This is a genomic window from Bradyrhizobium sp. HKCCYLRH1030 (assembly GCF_051168395.1).
GTDB lineage: Bacteria > Pseudomonadota > Alphaproteobacteria > Rhizobiales > Xanthobacteraceae > Bradyrhizobium.
Genome location: NZ_JBNPUY010000002.1, coordinates 847,787 through 865,895, shown reverse-complemented (window position 1 = coordinate 865,895; position 18,109 = coordinate 847,787). Strand labels below are relative to the sequence as shown.

The 18,109-nt window shown below is 65.6% G+C and carries 14 protein-coding genes; 3 read left to right on the top strand and 11 right to left on the bottom strand.

The annotated features are described in order from the left end of the window. Positions 1-123: 123 nt before the first annotated feature. The 5 genes from ACQR1E_RS09350 to ACQR1E_RS09330 all read right to left on the bottom strand — a co-directional run bounded on the left by ACQR1E_RS09350 (position 124) and on the right by ACQR1E_RS09330 (position 5,286). On the bottom strand, positions 124-531 hold the full coding sequence (locus ACQR1E_RS09350) for a F0F1 ATP synthase subunit epsilon (protein WP_315715938.1): 408 nt from the start codon (positions 529-531) through the stop codon (positions 124-126). 90 nt (positions 532-621) lie between these two features. Further along, positions 622-2,064: a F0F1 ATP synthase subunit beta gene (gene atpD / locus ACQR1E_RS09345; protein ID WP_315715937.1), complete on the bottom strand. Its 1,443-nt coding sequence runs from the start codon at positions 2,062-2,064 to the stop codon at positions 622-624. A gap of 95 nt (positions 2,065-2,159) precedes the next feature. Beyond that, complete coding sequence (locus ACQR1E_RS09340) at positions 2,160-3,038, bottom strand: F0F1 ATP synthase subunit gamma (RefSeq protein ID WP_315715936.1); 879 nt, start codon at positions 3,036-3,038, stop codon at positions 2,160-2,162. A gap of 155 nt (positions 3,039-3,193) precedes the next feature. After that, positions 3,194-4,726, bottom strand: coding sequence for a F0F1 ATP synthase subunit alpha (gene atpA, locus ACQR1E_RS09335; protein WP_315715935.1), 1,533 nt, complete (start codon positions 4,724-4,726; stop codon positions 3,194-3,196). Further along, positions 4,726-5,286: a F0F1 ATP synthase subunit delta gene (locus ACQR1E_RS09330; protein ID WP_315715934.1), complete on the bottom strand. Its 561-nt coding sequence runs from the start codon at positions 5,284-5,286 to the stop codon at positions 4,726-4,728. Before ACQR1E_RS09330 ends, atpA begins: the two co-directional genes overlap by 1 nt. A 649-nt stretch (positions 5,287-5,935) precedes the next feature. On the opposite strand from ACQR1E_RS09330, the gene ACQR1E_RS09325 reads away from it, so the two are divergent. Continuing rightward, complete coding sequence (locus ACQR1E_RS09325) at positions 5,936-6,484, top strand: septal ring lytic transglycosylase RlpA family protein (protein WP_315715933.1); 549 nt, start codon at positions 5,936-5,938, stop codon at positions 6,482-6,484. 112 nt (positions 6,485-6,596) lie between these two features. Here ACQR1E_RS09325 and ACQR1E_RS09320 read toward each other — a convergent pair whose 3' ends face one another. Further along, complete coding sequence (locus ACQR1E_RS09320) at positions 6,597-8,807, bottom strand: primosomal protein N' (RefSeq protein WP_434896932.1); 2,211 nt, start codon at positions 8,805-8,807, stop codon at positions 6,597-6,599. A gap of 316 nt (positions 8,808-9,123) precedes the next feature. Here ACQR1E_RS09320 and ACQR1E_RS09315 point away from each other — a divergent pair, with 316 nt between their 5' ends. Together ACQR1E_RS09315 and ACQR1E_RS09310 are read left to right on the top strand one after the other, a co-directional pair. After that, complete coding sequence (locus ACQR1E_RS09315) at positions 9,124-10,026, top strand: tyrosine recombinase XerC (RefSeq protein ID WP_315716184.1); 903 nt, start codon at positions 9,124-9,126, stop codon at positions 10,024-10,026. A gap of 82 nt (positions 10,027-10,108) precedes the next feature. Then, positions 10,109-10,699 carry a DUF4337 domain-containing protein gene (locus ACQR1E_RS09310; protein WP_315715931.1) on the top strand — a complete coding sequence of 197 codons (591 nt, stop codon included), beginning with the start codon at positions 10,109-10,111 and terminating at the stop codon, positions 10,697-10,699. Between the two features lie 40 nt (positions 10,700-10,739). On the opposite strand, the gene ACQR1E_RS09305 is transcribed toward ACQR1E_RS09310, so the two are convergent. From ACQR1E_RS09305 to ACQR1E_RS09285, 5 genes are all read right to left on the bottom strand, one after another. Beyond that, positions 10,740-11,270 carry a hypothetical protein gene (locus tag ACQR1E_RS09305; RefSeq protein ID WP_315715930.1) on the bottom strand — a complete coding sequence of 177 codons (531 nt, stop codon included), beginning with the start codon at positions 11,268-11,270 and terminating at the stop codon, positions 10,740-10,742. 129 nt (positions 11,271-11,399) lie between these two features. Continuing rightward, positions 11,400-12,803 carry a dihydrolipoyl dehydrogenase gene (gene lpdA / locus ACQR1E_RS09300; RefSeq protein ID WP_315715929.1) on the bottom strand — a complete coding sequence of 468 codons (1,404 nt, stop codon included), beginning with the start codon at positions 12,801-12,803 and terminating at the stop codon, positions 11,400-11,402. 45 nt (positions 12,804-12,848) lie between these two features. Next, positions 12,849-13,595, bottom strand: coding sequence for an SDR family oxidoreductase (locus tag ACQR1E_RS09295; RefSeq protein WP_315715928.1), 747 nt, complete (start codon positions 13,593-13,595; stop codon positions 12,849-12,851). A 68-nt stretch (positions 13,596-13,663) separates the two neighbouring features. Next, the gene (gene odhB, locus ACQR1E_RS09290) at positions 13,664-14,902 is read right to left on the bottom strand and encodes a 2-oxoglutarate dehydrogenase complex dihydrolipoyllysine-residue succinyltransferase (RefSeq protein ID WP_315715927.1); all 1,239 of its coding nucleotides are present in this window, start codon (positions 14,900-14,902) and stop codon (positions 13,664-13,666) included. Between the two features lie 137 nt (positions 14,903-15,039). Further along, the gene (locus ACQR1E_RS09285) at positions 15,040-17,997 is read right to left on the bottom strand and encodes a 2-oxoglutarate dehydrogenase E1 component (protein WP_315750632.1); all 2,958 of its coding nucleotides are present in this window, start codon (positions 17,995-17,997) and stop codon (positions 15,040-15,042) included. Positions 17,998-18,109: the final 112 nt, after the last annotated feature.

Below are 18,109 nucleotides of genomic sequence, written 5' to 3'. Positions count from 1 at the left end.
GGTGAGCATGCAACCGGCCTCCCTTGAAGTAGTCATCGACCGGCGCACGACGTTCGAGCCCCAAACGAAAATGGCCGGGCAGAGCCCGGCCATGAACGTTCATTCATACGTCGTGCGGTGGGATCAATGCAGCGCAGTCGTATTGAGCTGCTGCTGGATCGTCTTGAAGTGATCGAGCCGCTCGATCGCGCGATCGAGCTCGTTGCCCTGCTTCTCGTTCAGCTTGGATTCCATGCCGGCGATCTCGGCCGCGAAAGCGGTCTGGTCGAGCTCCTTCAGCGACGTGGCGACGTCGGCGAGAACCGTCAGACCCTTGTCCGAGATCTCGGCAAGGCCGCCGAGCACGATGATCTTCTGCTGCGATCCGCCTGATGTCACCGTCAGGATACCCGGCCGCAGCGTCGCCACGAACGGCGCATGCCCGGCGAGCACGCCGAAATCACCCTCCTGGCCGGGAACGTCGACCTGGTCGACCTCGCCCGAGAAGGCGATCTTTTCCGGCGAGACGAGATCGAAATGGAAAGTAGCCATTGGGAAACCTGCGAATAGCGAATAGCGAATGGCGAGTAGTGAAGGAGGAAGCAGCGAACAGCTCGTCTATTCGCTGCTCCCTATTCGCCCTTAGGCTGCCTCAGCGGCCAGCTTCTTGCCCTTCTCGACCGCCTCGTCGATGTTGCCGACCATGTAGAAGGCGGCCTCCGGCAGGTGGTCGTACTTGCCTTCACACAGGCCCTTGAAGCCCTTGATGGTGTCGGCGAGGTCGACGAACTTGCCCGGCGATCCCGTGAAGATTTCGGCGACGTGGAACGGCTGCGACAGGAAGCGCTCGATCTTGCGGGCGCGGGCCACGGTCAGCTTGTCCTCTTCCGACAGCTCGTCCATGCCCAGGATGGCGATGATATCCTGCAGCGACTTGTAGCGCTGCAGAATCTGCTGGACCTGACGCGCGGTCTGATAGTGCTCCTCGCCGACGACCAGCGGGGAGAGCATGCGCGAGGTCGAGTCGAGCGGGTCCACCGCCGGGTAGATGCCCTTTTCCGAGATCGCGCGGTTGAGCACGGTGGTGGCGTCCAAATGCGCGAACGAGGTCGCCGGCGCCGGGTCCGTCAAGTCGTCGGCCGGCACGTAGATCGCCTGCACCGAGGTGATCGAGCCCTTGTTGGTGGTGGTGATGCGCTCCTGCAGCGCGCCCATGTCGGTGGCGAGCGTCGGCTGATAACCCACCGCCGAGGGGATGCGGCCGAGCAGCGCCGACACTTCCGAGCCGGCCTGGGTGAAGCGGAAGATGTTGTCGACGAAGAACAGCACGTCCTGGCCCTGGTCGCGGAAGTGCTCGGCGACGGTGAGGCCGGTCAGGCCGACGCGGGCGCGGGCGCCGGGCGGCTCGTTCATCTGGCCGAACACCAGCGCGCACTTCGACTTGACGCTCGGATCGGGATTGTGCGGATCGGCGTTGACCTTGGACTCGATGAACTCGTGATAGAGGTCGTTGCCTTCACGGGTACGCTCGCCGACGCCGGCGAACACCGAATAGCCACCGTGCGCCTTGGCGACGTTGTTGATGAGCTCCTGGATCAGCACGGTCTTGCCGACGCCGGCGCCGCCGAACAGACCGATCTTGCCGCCCTTGGCGTAGGGAGCCAAGAGGTCGACGACCTTGATGCCGGTGACGAGAATCTCGGCTTCGGTCGACTGATCGGTGTAGCTCGGCGCGTCCGCGTGGATCGGACGCAGGCCCTCGGCCTCGACCGGACCGGCCTCGTCGATCGGCTCGCCGATCACGTTCATGATGCGGCCGAGCGTGCCGACGCCCACCGGCACCTGGATCGGCGAACCGGTGTCGGTCACCTCCTGGCCGCGGACCAGACCTTCGGTGGTGTCCATCGCGATGGTGCGCACGGTGGATTCGCCGAGATGCTGGGCCACTTCGAGCACCAGGCGGTTGCCGGCGTTCTTGGTTTCGAGCGAATTGAGAATGGCCGGCAGGTGACCTTCGAACTGCACGTCGACGACGGCGCCGATGACCTGGGTGATGCGACCGATCTGGTTGGCTGCGGTAGCCATTGAGTGTCTCTCCTTACGATCCGTATACGAAACCACGGTCGGCTCGACCGGGATATGTTCCTGGGTTGCGCTTCAACGGGCGCTGCGCGATCCGGCTAGACCGCCTCGGCGCCCGAAATGATTTCGATCAGTTCCTTGGTGATCATCGCCTGACGCGTGCGGTTGTAGATCAGCGTCTGCTTGCGGATCATCTCGCCGGCGTTGCGCGTGGCGTTGTCCATGGCCGACATCTGCGCACCGTAGAACGAGGCGTTGTTTTCGAGCAGTGCGCGGAAGATCTGCACCGCGAGATTGCGCGGCAGCAGTCCAGCCAGGATCTCGTCCTCTTCCGGCTCGTATTCGTAAGGCGCCAGCGGCGCCGCATTGGCCGGGCGCGCTTCGACCACCAGCGGAATGATCTGCTGAGCGGTCGGGATCTGCGCGATCACCGAGCGGAAGCGCGAGTAGAACAGGGTGCAGACGTCGAATTCGCCGGCCTCGAAGCGGGCAATCACCTTCTTGGCGATCTCGTCGGCATTGGCGAAGCCGATCTGGCGTACGGAGCGCAGGTCCATGTGCTCGACGATCTGCTTGTCGAACTGGCGGCGAAGCTGCTCATAACCCTTGCGGCCAACGCAGAAGAACTTCACCTCCTTGCCCTGGTTCATCAGGGCGAGCGCACGCTCGCGCGCCAGGCGGACGATCGAGGAGTTGAACGCGCCAGACAGGCCGCGCTCGCCGGTGCAGACCAGCAGCAGGTGCACCTGATCGCGCCCGGTGCCCGCCAACAGCTTCGGGCCGCCGGCGGAGGCGATGGTGGCGCTCGCGATGTTGGAGATCACGGCGTCCATCTTCTCGGCATAGGGACGCGCCGCTTCGGCCGCCTGCTGCGCGCGGCGCAGCTTGGAGGCGGCGACCATCTGCATGGCCTTGGTGATCTTCTGCGTCGCCTTGGTCGAGGCGATGCGGACCCGCATGTCTTTCAGTGACGCCATTGTTCGTCTAGCTCACCCCGGCGGCCGATCCGTTGAAGACCCGACCGCTCAACCCTGAGATTGGTCATGCCCGGCCTGGCGCCGGGCATGAGATGTCACGTTGTCCCACCCCGAAGGGCGTGGATCGCCGGCCGGAGCCGGCCACGACCTCGCGATCAGGCGAAGGTCTTGGCGAAGCCCTCGACGACCGCCTTCAGCTTGGCGGCGCTGTCGTCGGACAGATCCTTGCTGTCGCGGATCGCGTTGAGCAGGTCGGCATTCTTGCCGCGCAGCAGCGACAGCAGGCCGTCCTCGAAGGCGCGCACCTTGTTGAGCGGCAGCGGATCGAGATAGCCGTTGGTGCCGGCCCAGATCACGCAGACCTGCTCTTCCATCTTCAGCGGCGAGAACTGCGGCTGCTTCAGGAGCTCGGTCAGGCGCGCGCCGCGGTTGAGCAGGCGCTGGGTCGAGGCGTCCAAGTCGGAGCCGAACTGCGCGAAGGCCGCCATCTCGCGGTACTGCGCCAGCTCGCCCTTGATCTTGCCGGCGACCTTCTTCATCGCCTTGGTCTGGGCCGAGGAGCCGACGCGCGACACCGACAGACCGACGTTCACGGCGGGACGGATGCCCTGGAAGAACAGGTCGGTCTCCAGGAAGATCTGGCCGTCGGTGATCGAAATGACGTTGGTCGGAATGTAGGCCGACACGTCGTTGGCCTGGGTCTCGATGACGGGCAACGCGGTCAGCGACCCCAGACCATGGTCCTTGCTGAGCTTGGCGGCGCGCTCGAGCAGGCGGGAGTGCAGATAGAACACGTCGCCCGGATAGGCCTCGCGGCCCGGCGGACGGCGCAGCAGCAGCGACATCTGGCGATAGGCGACGGCCTGCTTCGACAGATCGTCATAGATGATGACGGCGTGCATGCCGTTGTCGCGGAAGTACTCGCCCATGGTGCAGCCGGTGAACGGGGCCAGATATTGCATCGGGGCCGGATCGGACGCGGTGGCGGCGATGACGATCGAATACTCCAGCGCGCCCTGCTCTTCGAGCACCTTCACGAACTGAGCGACGGTGGAGCGCTTCTGGCCGATCGCGACATAGACGCAGTACAGCTTCTGGCTCTCGGGAGCGCCAGCGACGTTCAGCGGCTTCTGGTTCAAGATGGTGTCGAGCGCGATCGCGGTCTTGCCGGTCTGACGGTCACCGATGATCAGCTCGCGCTGACCACGGCCGACCGGGATCAGGGCGTCGATCGCCTTGAGGCCGGTCGACATCGGCTCGTTCACCGACTTGCGCGGAATGATGCCGGGGGCCTTGACGTCGACGCGCTTGCGCTCGGTGGCCTGGATCGGGCCCTTGCCGTCGATCGGATTGCCGAGCGCGTCAACGACGCGGCCGAGCAGACCCTTGCCGACCGGAGCGTCGACGATGGCGCGGGTGCGCTTGACGGTCTGGCCTTCCTTGATCTCGCGGTCGGCGCCGAAGATGACGACGCCGACATTGTCGGTCTCGAGGTTCAGCGCCATGCCGCGGGTGCCGTTCTCGAACTCGACCATCTCGCCGGCCTGGACGTTGTCGAGACCGTAGACGCGGGCGATACCGTCACCGACGGACAGCACCTGTCCGACTTCGGTGACTTCGGCTTCCTGCCCGAAATTCTTGATCTGGTCCTTGAGGATCGCGGAAATTTCCGCGGCGCGGATGTCCATCAGCCTGCCTCTTTCATCGCGTGCTTGATCGAGTTGAGTTTGGTGCGAAGCGAACTATCGATCATGCGGCTGCCGAGCTTGACGACGAGCCCGCCGATAATCGCTGGATCGACTTTCACGTTGAGCGCGACGTCCTTGCCGGTCACCGTCTTCAGTGAGGCCTTCAAGGCGTCGAGATTCTTGTCGGAGAGCGGCTCGGCGACGACGACGTCGGCCGTGGCCTCTCCCTTGTATTTGGCGACCAGCGCGTTGAAGGCGCGGATCACGTCGGTCACCGCGAACAGGCGGCGGTTGGCGGTCAGCACGCGCAGCACGTTGGCGGCGACACCGGCGATGCCGGCCTTGTCGAGCACGGCATTCAGCGCCTTGAGCTGCACGTCCGCACCGAAGACCGGACTGCGGACGAGGCGCTTGAGATCGGCGCTCTCATCGAGGAGGGCATTGAACCTGTCGAGATCGGCCTTGACCGCATCGACGGACTTTTCGTCACGGGCCAGTTCAAACAGGGCCGTCGCGTAACGACCGGACACACCAGATACGGAGGGATCTTCAGCAGCCACAGACGTGCTCTTTTTATATGCGCCCAACCCACAAGAGGGACACCGGCGCGCCGCTGCGGCGCAAACCAGCTAAGCCCTTGGAATTCAAGCAGGACTTTGATTTTCGATCGCCGCGAGAGCAGCTTGATCACGAAAAGCGGCGCTTTGCTAACATAGCGTACGCGCAGCCGCAACAAGCGGCGGCCCGCTATTCGGCACCTTGTTGCCGCGCCGCGGTCGGAGCCTACGCGCGGTCCAACGGACCCGCTGATGGCCGCCCGCGCGCGCCCCGGCCCCGATACCAGTCACTCAGCGCAAGGTTCCAGCTGTTGCTGCATGGCCGCCATGCTGGTTTGGCCTTGACTCCCGTCGGCGGTGCCCGGCGGCCGCCGACCAGCCCGCACCGACATTACTTGCTGACATCTTGGCATCCTAAGTGAGAACTTAACTCAACAGTATTTCGAAGTATTTGATCGTTAATCAAGCGTTAACGCGGTGGATTACGGAATTTTCCGTGATGAGTAGACCGCGACGCAAGATGTTTCGATCAGAGCGGAACAATTTCTACTGCCCCATTCACGCCTCATTGCCCCACCAAACGGCGCGCGCCTCAACACCTGACGGGGGTCCACTGGCCGCAGAACGCGGCAATACTGTTCGAGGGACATAGATGCTGAAACTGAAGAACCTCTCGGCTGGCAAGATCGCCGGCTCGCGCACCGCGCTCGCTGTTGCCGTGACGCTGATCGTCGGCGGCAGCGCCACCGAAGCCTCGGCCCGGTCCAGGCACCACCATCACCACGCTCGCCACCACCATCATCACATGGCGCGTCATGCTGCTCAGCCCGCGGCCGACTCGTTTTCGAACGGATGGTCGTCCAACGGCTCCTCGTGGATGAACTCCAACGCAGCGGTTACGCCGTCGTCCGGCACCGGCCGCACTTTCTCCGGCATGGCGTCGTACTACGGCAACGAGTCCGGCAGCCGCACCGCCTCCGGCCAGCGCATGAACGCCAACGCGATGACCTGCGCTCACCGCTCGCTGCCGTTCGGCACCAAGCTGCGCGTGACCCATGGCGGCAACAGCGTCATCGTCACCGTCAACGACCGCGGCCCGTTCATCCGCGGCCGGGTGCTCGACCTGTCGACCGGCGCCGCCCGCGCCATCGGCCTGACCCGCGCCGGCGTCGGCCGCGTCACCGCCGAGGTCGTGTCGTAAGATACCCGATCTTTCCGCGCGTCATTGCGAGGAGCGAAGCGACGAAGCAATCCAGAGTCCCAACCCGGCCCTGGATTGCTTCGCTGCGCTCGCAATGACGGTGGAGAGAGCGCTACAAGAAGCTCTGCGGGTCGACGTCGACCTCGAGCTTGAGATTGCCCTTGGGCTTCTCGGCATGCGCCAGCCAGTGGCGCAGATAATCCGACAGGTCGAAATTGCGCGCCGACTTGAGCAGCAGCCGGAAGCGGTAGCGGCCCTTGATCACCGCGAGCGGCGCCTCAGCCGGGCCGAGCAGCAGCACGCCCTCCTCACGCGGCGCTGACGCGACCAGCCGGCGGGCGAAGCCTTCGGCAGTAGGCCGATCCCCCGCCGAGATGATCAGGCTCGCCAGCCTGCCGAACGGCGGATAGCCGGTGCGCTCGCGCGCGTCGATCTCGCTGGTGTAGAACGCCTCGCGGTCGCAGGCGACCAGCGCCTTCATGACGGGGTGCTCGGGCTGGTGGGTCTGCAGATAGCCGCGACCCCGCCCCTGCTCGCGGCCGGCGCGGCCGATCACCTGGTTCAAGAGCTGCCAGGTGCGCTCGGCGGCGCGCGGATCGCCATTGCCGAGGCCGAGATCGGCATCGACCACCCCGACCAGATTGAGCCGCGGAAAGTTGTGGCCCTTGGCGACGAGCTGGGTGCCGATGATGAGGTCGACGCGGCCTTCGGCGATCTCGGTCAGCTCGGCGCGCATGGTTTCGATCGAGGTGATCAGGTCGCTCGACAGCACCATGCTGCGCGCCTCAGGAAACAGCGCCGCCGCCTCCTCCTGCAGCCGCTCCACGCCGGGCCCCACCGCGACCAGCGATTCCTCGGCCGCGCAATGCGGGCAGGTCGGCGGCCGCGGCATCGAGAACCCGCAATGGTGACAGACCAGCCGCTGACGGAAACGATGATCGACCAGCCACGCGTCGCAGATGGTGCAGGCGAAGCGATGGCCGCAGGCGCGGCACAGGGTCAGCGGCGCATAGCCGCGGCGGTTCAGGAACAGCAGCGCCTGCTCGCCGCGCTCGATCGCGGTGCGGATCTCACCCGCCAGCCGCGGCGAGATGTAGCGGCCGCGCGGCGGCGGCTCGCGCCGGAGATCGATGGCCTCGATATGCGGCATGTGCTGGCCGCCGAACCGCGACGGCAGCGCGACGCGCTGATAGCGGCCCTTGCGAGCATTGACCTCGGTCTCGACCGAGGGGGTGGCCGAGGCCAGCACCACCGGAAATTTGGCGATGTGGCCGCGCACCACCGCCATGTCGCGGGCGTGGTAATGCGCGCCCTCGTCCTGCTTGTAGGCCTGATCGTGCTCCTCATCGATGACGATCAGGCCGAGATCGGCATAGGGCAGGAACAACGCCGAGCGGGCGCCGACCACGACCGGCGCCTCGCCGGCGGCGATCGCCGCCCAGTTGCGCTGGCGCGTGCGCGGGGTCAGCTCGGAATGCCATTCCAGCGGCCGCACGCCGAAGCGGCGCGAGAAGCGGTCGAGGAACTGGCCGGTGAGCGAAATCTCAGGCATCAGGATCAGCGACTGCCGGCCGCGGCGGACGGTCTCGGCGACCGCCTCGAAATAGACTTCGGTCTTGCCGGAGCCGGTGACGCCGTCGAGCAGCGCGACCTGGAAGCCGCCATCGGCGGCCAGCGCCCGCATCGCCGCGACGCCGGCCAGCTGCGCGTCGAAGAACTCGGGCTGCGCGAACGACGGATCGGGCGCCGGCGGCGGCAGCGCACGCGGCATCGCCTCGACCGTGAGGGTCCTCTCGTCGACCAGGCCGTCGATCACGCTGCTGGAGACGCCGATCTCGCGGACGAGGTCGGACTTTCCATGCAGCAGACCGTCTGACACCGCCTCGATGACCCGCCGCCGCGCCGGCGTCAGCCGCTTGGGCGGCTCGCCGACCAGGCGGACGCCGAGCCGGACACGCTCCGGGCCAAGATGCTCGCCCATGCGCAGGCACATCCGCAGCACCATGCCACGCGGCGACAGCGTGTAATTCGCGACCCAGTCGACCAGCGAGCGCAGCTCCGGCTTGAGGGGCGGCACCTCGAGCTTCTCGCCGACGTCCTTGAGCCGGTTGTGCAGCCGCGGATCCGGATTGGCATTCTCCGCCCACACCACCGCCAGTACCTCGCGCGGCCCGAGCGGCACGCCGACGATATCGCCCGGCTTCAGATCCATGCCGCGCGGCACGCGGTAGGAATAGGTGTGGTCGAGCGCGACCGGAACCAGCACGTCGACCACGCCGGTCGTGCTGGCTGCACCTGGAAAGAGGTCGGTCGCGCGGTCCATGAGGGCGGAGATAGCCTTGCTCTGGCTGAAGCGAAAGCCGTCCGGCAAAGTTAGCGAACGGTAAAGGACGACAGTGCGATATACATGACTCGACGAGATGAGATCGAGCTGTTCCCGCGAGCGCCATTGCACTCCCTCTTCCCGCTCTTGCGGGGAGAGGCGCAAACCGAGTTCGCGGCGATCGACAACGCTTCACAGCGACCCATCCGTGGGCACGGACGCCATGGCAAAGCAAACAGAGCCGACTCACGCGGACACGGACGAAGAGTCTGAGGCCACCGCCCTCCTCGGCGCCGACGAGGGCGTCGTCCAGGCCATGATGCAGTGGCTGGCGCATCTGCGTAGCGAGCGCCGGCTATCTCCGAAGACCGTGGAGGCTTATGCCCGCGACCTCCGGCAGTGCCTGCAATTCCTCTGCATCCATTGGGGCGAGCCGGTGACGCTGGTGCGCTTCGCGGGGCTGGAGGCCGCCGACATCCGCGCTTTCATGGCGATGCGCCGCGCCGACGACATCGCCGGACGTTCCCTGATGCGATCCTTGGCGGGCCTGCGCTCGTTCGGGCGCTTTCTGGAGCGCGAGGGCAAGGGCAAGGTCGGCGCCCTCTCAGGAATCCGCGCGCCAAAGATCGCCAAGAGCCTGCCGAAGCCGCTGCCGATGGACGCCGCCAAGCGCCTCGCCGATGCCGACGAGCGCGCCGGCGAGACCCGCGAGACCTGGGTGCTGGCACGCGACGCCGCGGTGATGGCGCTGCTGTATGGCTCCGGCCTGCGCATCTCCGAGGCGCTCGGGCTGAAACGCCGCGAAGTGCCGCGCCCCGGCGAAGGCGACGTGCTGGTCGTGACCGGCAAGGGCAACAAGACCCGGATGGTGCCGGTGCTGCAGAACGTGCTGCAGCTGATCGACGAGTATGCCAGGCTTTGCCCGTACCCGCTGCCTGCGGAGGGGCCGATGTTTCTCGGCGCCAAGGGCGGTCCGTTGAGCCCGCGCATCATCCAGCTCGCGATGGAGCGGCTGCGCGGCGCGCTGGGCCTGCCGGACAGCGCCACGCCGCACGCGCTGCGCCATTCCTTCGCGACGCACCTGTTGTCGCGCGGCGGCGATCTGCGCGCGATCCAGGAGCTGCTCGGCCACGCCTCGCTGTCGACGACGCAGATCTATACCGGCATCGATTCGGAGCGCCTGCTGCAGGTCTACGCGTCAGCGCATCCGCGACGGTGAGATTTTTCGTTCATATCGTTTCGCTTGCGCTGTCCCCCCGGTTCCGGCAATCGTCTTGGCAGCTTGATCCGGAGGGGAACAGATGAGCGCACATGAGAGCATGGAGCATGCGGAGCATGCCGAGCATGCGTCCGGCGAAAACAAGAAGATCGCGCTGCTGATCGCCGTCATCGCCCTGTTCCTGGCCCTGTCCGAAACGCTCGGCAAGGGCGCGCAGACCGAATCCATCAGCAAGAACGTCGAGGCCTCGAATCTCTGGGCCTTCTTCCAGGCCAAGACCGTTCGCCGCACCGTGGTGCAGACCGCCGCCGAGCAGGGCAAACTGAGCTTGCCGGCGCTGCCTGACGAGGCGGCCAAGGCGGCGTTGCAGAAGCAGATCGACGATTGGCAGAAGAATGCTGCGCGCTATCGCTCCGAGCCCGAGACCGGCGAAGGCAGCGAGCAGTTGGCGGAGCGCGCCAAGCATGCCGAGCATGAGCGCGACGAGGCGACGGCGAAGTACCACCACTATGAGCTGGCGTCGGCCGCCTTCCAGATCGGCATCGTGCTGGCGTCGGCGACGATCATCACAGGAATGATCGTTCTGGCCTGGGCCTCCGGAGGGCTCGCGCTGATCGGTATTGCCATGACGCTGCTCGGCCTGTTCCAGCCGCATCTCTTGCATCTGCACTGAGGTCAGCGACAGCAACTGGCTTGCGACGTCGCGACCACCACTACCGCGCCTGCTGCACGCTCCTGCGGAAGCGCATGATCACGCGCAGCACGCGCGATGACCAGCCATCGGCATTGCCGTGGATGATCTCGCGGATGCGCTGCTTGATAGGATCGACCAGCGCCGCGGCTTTCCTGCGCAGCGCGAGCACGGCCTCGTAGAGCCACGCGAACCAGGACATCTGCAGCAGCTTGCTGCGCGTCACATCGAAGATGAAGGCGGTGACGCCGACACCGACGATCTTGCCGAACACGATCGTGGCCAGCGCAAACTTCCACTGCTGGTGCATCAAAAGCCACATGCCGATCAGCTTGAGCGGAAACAGCAGCACGACCGGCACGACGAAGACGATCAGGGTCAGCGCCGGCGACAGGGTCTCGATGCGCGCGGCCAGCCAGTGCTTGAAGCTACGCAGCGGTATCGCGGCGACGATGCGCGCCACGATCGGCTCGAGATGGTCCCACAGCCAGGCTTCGATCAGGAAGATGATCGCAAGCAGAACCCAGAACGGCTGAAGCAGGCGGCGCAGCATCGGACTCCATCTCCGCCAGGCCTCGCGGGTTGAGGCCGCTATGACGATACGACCTCGCGCCTTGCCGTTCGGTTCAGCGTCATAAGCGGGCGTTTTGTCGCACCCACCGAAGGCGCCTCCGGGCGTCCATCACATATGGATGGCCCGCTTACCCACCGCAAGCGCGGCTTCCTTCACGGCCTCCGACCGTGTCGGATGCGCGTGGCAGGTGCGCGCGAGATCCTCGGCAGAGCCACCGAACTCCATCAATACGGCGGCCTCGTGAATGATTTCCCCGGCCTCGCGGCCGATGATATGGGCGCCGAGCACGCGATCCGTCTTCGCATCGGCTAGGATCTTCACGAAACCGTCAGTGGTCTGGTTGACCTTGGAACGGCCATTCGCGGTAAACGGAAACTTCCCGACGGTATAGGCGACGCCGGCCTGCTTCAGCTCGTCCTCGGTCTTGCCGACGGAGGCCACTTCGGGCGTCGTGTAGACCACGCCTGGAATGACGTCGTAGTTCACGTGCCCGGCCTGGCCCGCGAGGATCTCGGCCACCGCGACGCCCTCGTCCTCCGCCTTGTGCGCGAGCATCGGCCCTGCAACGACGTCGCCGATGGCGTAGACGCCGGGCACGCTGGTCGCGAAATGATGGTCGATCTGGACGCGGCCGCGGTTGTCGAGCGCGACGCCCGCTTCCTGCAGCCCGAGTCCCTCGGTGTAGGGCACGCGGCCGATCGCCACGAGCACCACGTCGGCTTCGATCTTCTCGGCAGCGCCGCCGGCCGCCGGCTCGATCATGGCCGAGAGCGTCGTGCCAGAGGTGTCGACACCGGTCACCTTGGCACCGAGCTTGAACGCAAAGCCCTGCTTCTCGAGGATTCGTTGGAACTGCTTGGCGATCTCGCCATCCATGCCGGGCAGGATGCGATCGAGGAATTCGACCACGGTGACCTTGGCGCCGAGGCGGCGCCACACCGAGCCGAGTTCGAGCCCGATCACGCCGGCGCCGACCACCAAGAGCGTCGAAGGCACCTTGTCCAGCGACAGAGCTCCGGTCGAGGACACGATGCGCTTCTCATCGATCTCGATGCCCTTGAGCCGCGCGATGTCCGAGCCCGTCGCGATCACGATGTTCTTGGTCTCGACGGTCTGCACGGCGCCGTCATTGCCGGTGACCTGCAGCTTGCCGGTGCCGAGGATCTTGCCCTTGCCCACGAGCACGTCGATCTTGTTCTTCTTCATCAGGAACTCGACGCCCTTGACGTTGCCGTCAATGCCCTGCTGCTTGAAGTTCATCATCGCCGGCAGATCGATCTCGGGCTGGGGCACCTTGATGCCCATCTTGGCGAAGGAGTGCCCGGCTTCCTCGAACAGCTCCGAGGCGTGCAGCAGCGCCTTCGACGGCATGCAGCCGACATTGAGACAGGTGCCGCCGAGGGTGGCGTTCTTCTCGACCACGGCCACCTTCATGCCGAGCTGTGCTGCGCGGATGGCGCAAACATAACCACCGGGTCCGGTGCCGATGACGACGAGATCGTAGGATGCCATGATCGAATGTTCCGTAAGCTTGCAAGTCAGAGATAGCGACGGTCGTCAGCGTCCGCCCGACACGTCGAGAATGGCCGAAGTGACATAGGAAGCCTCGTCCGACAGCAGCCAGACGATGGCATTGGCGATTTCCTCCGCGGTGCCGACGCGCTTCATCGGCACCAGCGGGGCGAGACGATGGGCGCGATCGGGCTCGCCGCCGGAGGCGTGGATATCAGTGTCGATCAGCCCTGGGCGAATGGCGGCGACGCGGATGCCTTCATTGGCGACCTCATGACCGAGGCCGACGGTGAAGGAATCGATCGCGCCCTTCGACGCCGCATAATCGACGTAGGTATTCGGCGAGCCGAGCTTGGCGGCGACCGACGACAGGTTGATGATCACGCCGCCCTGTCCGCCATGCCGCGTCGACATGCGCTTCACCGCCTCACGTGCGCACAGGATGCTGCCGGTGACGTTGACCGCCATCAAACGCTCGATGCGCTCCGCGCTCATCTCGTCGACGCGCGTGGTCGGACCGACGATGCCGGCGTTGTTGATGAGCGCGCCGAGCGTGCCGAACTTGTCCGCCGCCTTGAAGAGAGCGAGGATGTCGTGCTCGCGGCCGACGTCGCATTTGACTGCGATGGCCTTGCCGTTCTTGGCCTCGATCGCGGCCACCGTGCTCTGCGCGGCGGCCTCGTTGGAGGCGTAGCCGACCACGATCTTGAAGCCGCGCGATGCGGCGGCGATGGCGGTGGCGCGGCCGATGCCGCGGCTGCCGCCGGTGATCACTGCAACCCTGTCGGTCATGATGGCCCCCGTTAGGTCTGAGGCGCGCTCATGAAGCGCGCCTCATGTCTTCAAGTCGTCGCGTGCCCTCAGAGATCCAGCACGAGCCGTGCCGGATCCTCCAGGCTTTCCTTGACTCGCACCAGGAACGTCACGGCTTCCTTGCCGTCGATGACGCGGTGATCGTAGGACAGCGCCAGATACATCATCGGGCGGACTTCGATCTTGCCGCCGACCACCACCGGGCGCTCCTGGATCTTGTGCATGCCGAGGATGCCGGACTGCGGCGCGTTCAGGATCGGGGTCGACATCAGCGAGCCGTAGATGCCGCCATTGGTGATGGTGAAGGTGCCGCCCTGCATCTCGTCGATCTTGAGCTGGCCGTCACGGGCGCGGCGGCCGAAATCGGCGATGCCCTTCTCGATGTCGGCGATCGACTTGTGGTCGCAGTCGCGCACGACGGGCACGACCAGGCCCTTGTCGGTGCCGACGGCGACGCCGATGTGATAGTAGTTCTTGTAGATCAGGTCGGTGCCGTCGATCTCGGCGTTGACCGCCGGGATGTCCTTGAGCGCCTGCACCACGGCCTTGGTGAAGAAGCCCATGAAGCCGAGCTTGGAGCCGTGCTTCTTCTCGAACACGTCCTTGTACTGGCTGCGCAGCGCCATGACGTTGGTCATGTCGACCTCGTTGAAGGTCGTCAGCATCGCCGCGGTGTTCTGCACGTCCTTGAGGCGGCGCGCGATGGTCTGGCGCAGCCGCGTCATCTTCACGCGCTCCTCGCGCGCGGCGTCGTCGGCCGGCGACGGCGCACGCACCTGGACCGAGGCGGCGGGCTGATTGACCGGGGTCGGCGCGGACGCTGCGCGCTCGATGGCGGCCAGCATGTCGCCCTTGGTGACGCGGCCGTCCTTGCCGGAGCCCGGCACGGTGGTCGCATCGACGCCGCTCTCGGCCGAGAGCTTGCGAACCGACGGCGCCTGCGGGGTATCGGCGGGCAGCGCCTTGGCAGGGGCGGGAGCCGCAGCCGGCGGCGCAGCGGCAGCCGGCTTCGCCGGAGCCGGAGCAGCAGCGGCGGGCTTGGCAGCCACGGCGCCATCCGTGATCTGGCCGAGCAGCGCGCCGACGGCGACCGTCTCACCATCCTTGGCGATGATCTCGCCCAAGGTGCCGGCCGAAGGCGCGGGCACCTCGATCGTGACCTTGTCGGTCTCGAGCTCGACGAGGGGCTCGTCGACCGCCACGGCGTCGCCTGCCTTCTTGAACCAGCGGCCGATGGTGGCTTCGGTGACGGATTCACCCAGCGTCGGAACGCGAATTTCAGTCATGGTCTTTATCCTCAATAACCCGTGCGGTCATAAAGCCGGTCCGCCATCGCCTTGCGGCGAGCAAGCGATGCGGGACGGACGATCAACGCGATGTACTTGCGCCCCGCAGATTGCGGGGCGCGTCAAAAAAGGCAGGTTCAGTTCAGGGCTTCGTCGAGCAGCGCCTTCAGCTGGGCGAGATGCTTGGACATCAGGCCCGTGGCGGTCGCGGCCGACGCAGCACGGCCGGCATAGCGCGGACGCTTGCTCTTGCCGCCGGTCTGGTTCAGCACCCACTCGAGATACGGCTCGATGAAGTGCCACGCGCCCATGTTGCGCGGCTCTTCCTGACACCACACGACTTCTGCGTTCTTGAAGCGGCCGAGCTCGGCGACCAGCGCCTTGAGTGGCACCGGATAGAGCTGCTCGACGCGCATCAGGTAGACGTCGTTGAGCCCGCGCTTCTCGCGCTCGTCGTAGAGATCGTAATATACCTTGCCCGAGCACAGCACGATGCGGCGGATCTGGTCGTCCGGCACCAGCTTGGTCTTGTCGTCCGCCTGCATCTGGGCGTCATCGTACAGGATGCGATGGAACGTGGTGCCCTTGGCGAGCTCCTCGAGCCGCGACACCGCGCGCTTGTGGCGCAGCAGCGATTTCGGCGTCATCACGATCAGCGGCTTGCGGATCTCGCGATGCAGCTGCCGGCGCAGCACGTGGAAGTAGTTTGCCGGCGTGGTCGGATAGACCACCTGCATGTTGTCCTCGGCGCACATCTGCAGATAGCGCTCGAGGCGTGCCGAGGAATGCTCGGGGCCCTGGCCCTCATAGCCGTGCGGCAGCAGGCAGACCAGGCCGGACATGCGCAACCATTTGCGCTCGCCCGACGAGATGAACTGGTCGAACAACACCTGAGCGCCGTTGGCGAAGTCGCCGAACTGCGCCTCCCACAGGGTCAGCGCGGTCGGCTCTGCGAGCGAATAGCCGTATTCGAAGCCGAGCACGGCTTCTTCGGACAGTAGCGAGTTGATGACCTCGAAGTGGCCCTGCTCCGGCGCCAGATGGTTGAACGGCGTGTAGCGGCTCTCGTCCTCCTGATCGATCAGCACCGAATGGCGCTGCGAGAAGGTGCCGCGCTCGCTGTCCTGGCCGGAGAGGCGAACCTTGTGGCCTTCGAGCAGCAGCGAGCAGTACGCCAGCGCCTCGCCGGTCGCCCAGTCGAGCCCGATGCCGCTCTCGATCGCCTTGGCGCGGTTCTCGAGGAAACGCTGGATCGTCCGATGCAGGCGGAAGCCGTCCGGCACCTTGGTGATCTTGCGGCCGATCTCCTTGAGGCGGTCGATCTCGACGCCGGTGACGCCGCGGCGCGCCTCCTCCTCCTGGTCGGCGGACTTGAAACCCGCCCACTTGCCGTCGAGCCAGTCGGCCTTGTTCGGACGATAGCTCGTGCCGGCCTCGAACTCGGCGTCGAGACGGGCGCGCCAGTCGGCCTTGGCCTTGTCGACCTCGCCCTCGGTCATCACGCCTTCGGCGACCAGCCGCTTGGAGTAGATCTCCAAGGTCGACGGATGGCCGGCGATCTTCTTGTACATCACCGGCTGGGTGAAAGCCGGCTCGTCACCTTCGTTGTGGCCATGCCTGCGGTAGCAGAACATGTCGATGACGACCGGCTTGTGGAACTTCTGCCGGAACTCGGTCGCGACCTTGGCCGCGAACACCACCGCTTCAGGATCGTCACCGTTCACGTGGAAGATCGGCGCATCGATCATCTTGGCGACGTCGGACGGATAGGGCGACGAGCGCGAATAGCGCGGATAGGTCGTGAAGCCGATCTGGTTGTTGACGATGAAATGAATCGAGCCACCGGTCCGGTAGCCTTTCAGATCCGACAGCGCGAAGCACTCCGCCACCACGCCCTGGCCGGCGAACGCAGCGTCGCCATGCATCAAGAGCGGCAGCACCGAGATGCGCATGTCGGGCGGATCGCCGTGCTGGTCCTGCTTGGCGCGGACCTTGCCGAGCACCACGGGGTCGACGATCTCGAGATGCGAGGGGTTGGCGGTCAGCGACAGGTGGATGCGATTGCCGTCGAACTCGCGGTCCGAGGAGGCGCCGAGGTGGTACTTGACGTCGCCGGAGCCTTCGACCGCGTCGGGATTGGCCGAGCCGCCCTTGAACTCGTGGAACAGCGCGCGATGCGGCTTGCCCATGACCTGGGTCAGCACGTTGAGGCGGCCGCGATGCGGCATGCCCAGCACGATCTCCTTCACGCCGAGATTGCCGCCGCGCTTGATGATCTGCTCCAGCGCCGGGATCAGCGACTCGCCGCCGTCGAGACCGAAGCGCTTGGTGCCGGTGAACTTGACGTCGCAGAACTTCTCGAAGCCTTCGGATTCGATCAGCTTCTGCAGAATCGCGCGACGGCCCTCACGGGTGAACGAGATCTCCTTGTCCGGCCCCTCGATGCGCTCCTGGATCCAGGCCTTCTGCGCCGCGTTCGTGATGTGCATGAACTCGACGCCAAGCGTCTGGCAATAGGTGCGCTCGCAGATCGCGACGATCTCGCGCAAGCTGCCGTATTCGAGGCCGAGCACGTGATCGAGGAAGATCTTGCGGTCGTAGTCGGCCTCGGTGAAACCGTAGGAACGCGGGTCCAGCTCCTCGCGGTTGCGCGGCGCCTCGATGCCGAGCGGATCGAGCTTGGCGTGGAAGTGGCCGCGCATGCGGTAGGCGCGGATCAGCATCAACGCGCGGACGGAGTCGCGGGTGGCCTGGTTGACGTCGGCCGCCGACAATTCGACGCCCTTGGCCTGAGCCTTCTGCGCAATCTTCTCGCCGACCTTCTTCTCGACGACGGCCCAGTTGCCGTCCAGCGCCGAGGTCAATTCGTCCCGGGGGGAGACCGGCCAGTTGCTGCGCGCCCAGGAGGGGCCCGACGCATTCTTCTGCACGTCGGCCGGCGCATCCTTCAGGCTCTTGAAGAACTCCTGCCATTCCGGGTCGACCGAAGCGGGATCCTTCTCGTAGCGGGCGTAGATCTCATCGATGTAGGTGGCATTGGTGCCCTGCAGAAAAGACGACAGGGCGAAGGCGGCGTTCGCATCTTGGCGAGACATGGTGGCGTCCTGGTAATTTCGATGCGCCCAATCAAAACGGCGCAATGCCTGACCCGCGGGGGACGCGGATCAGGCTCGGGTTAGGACCGTTTACCTTATTTATTGTAAATAT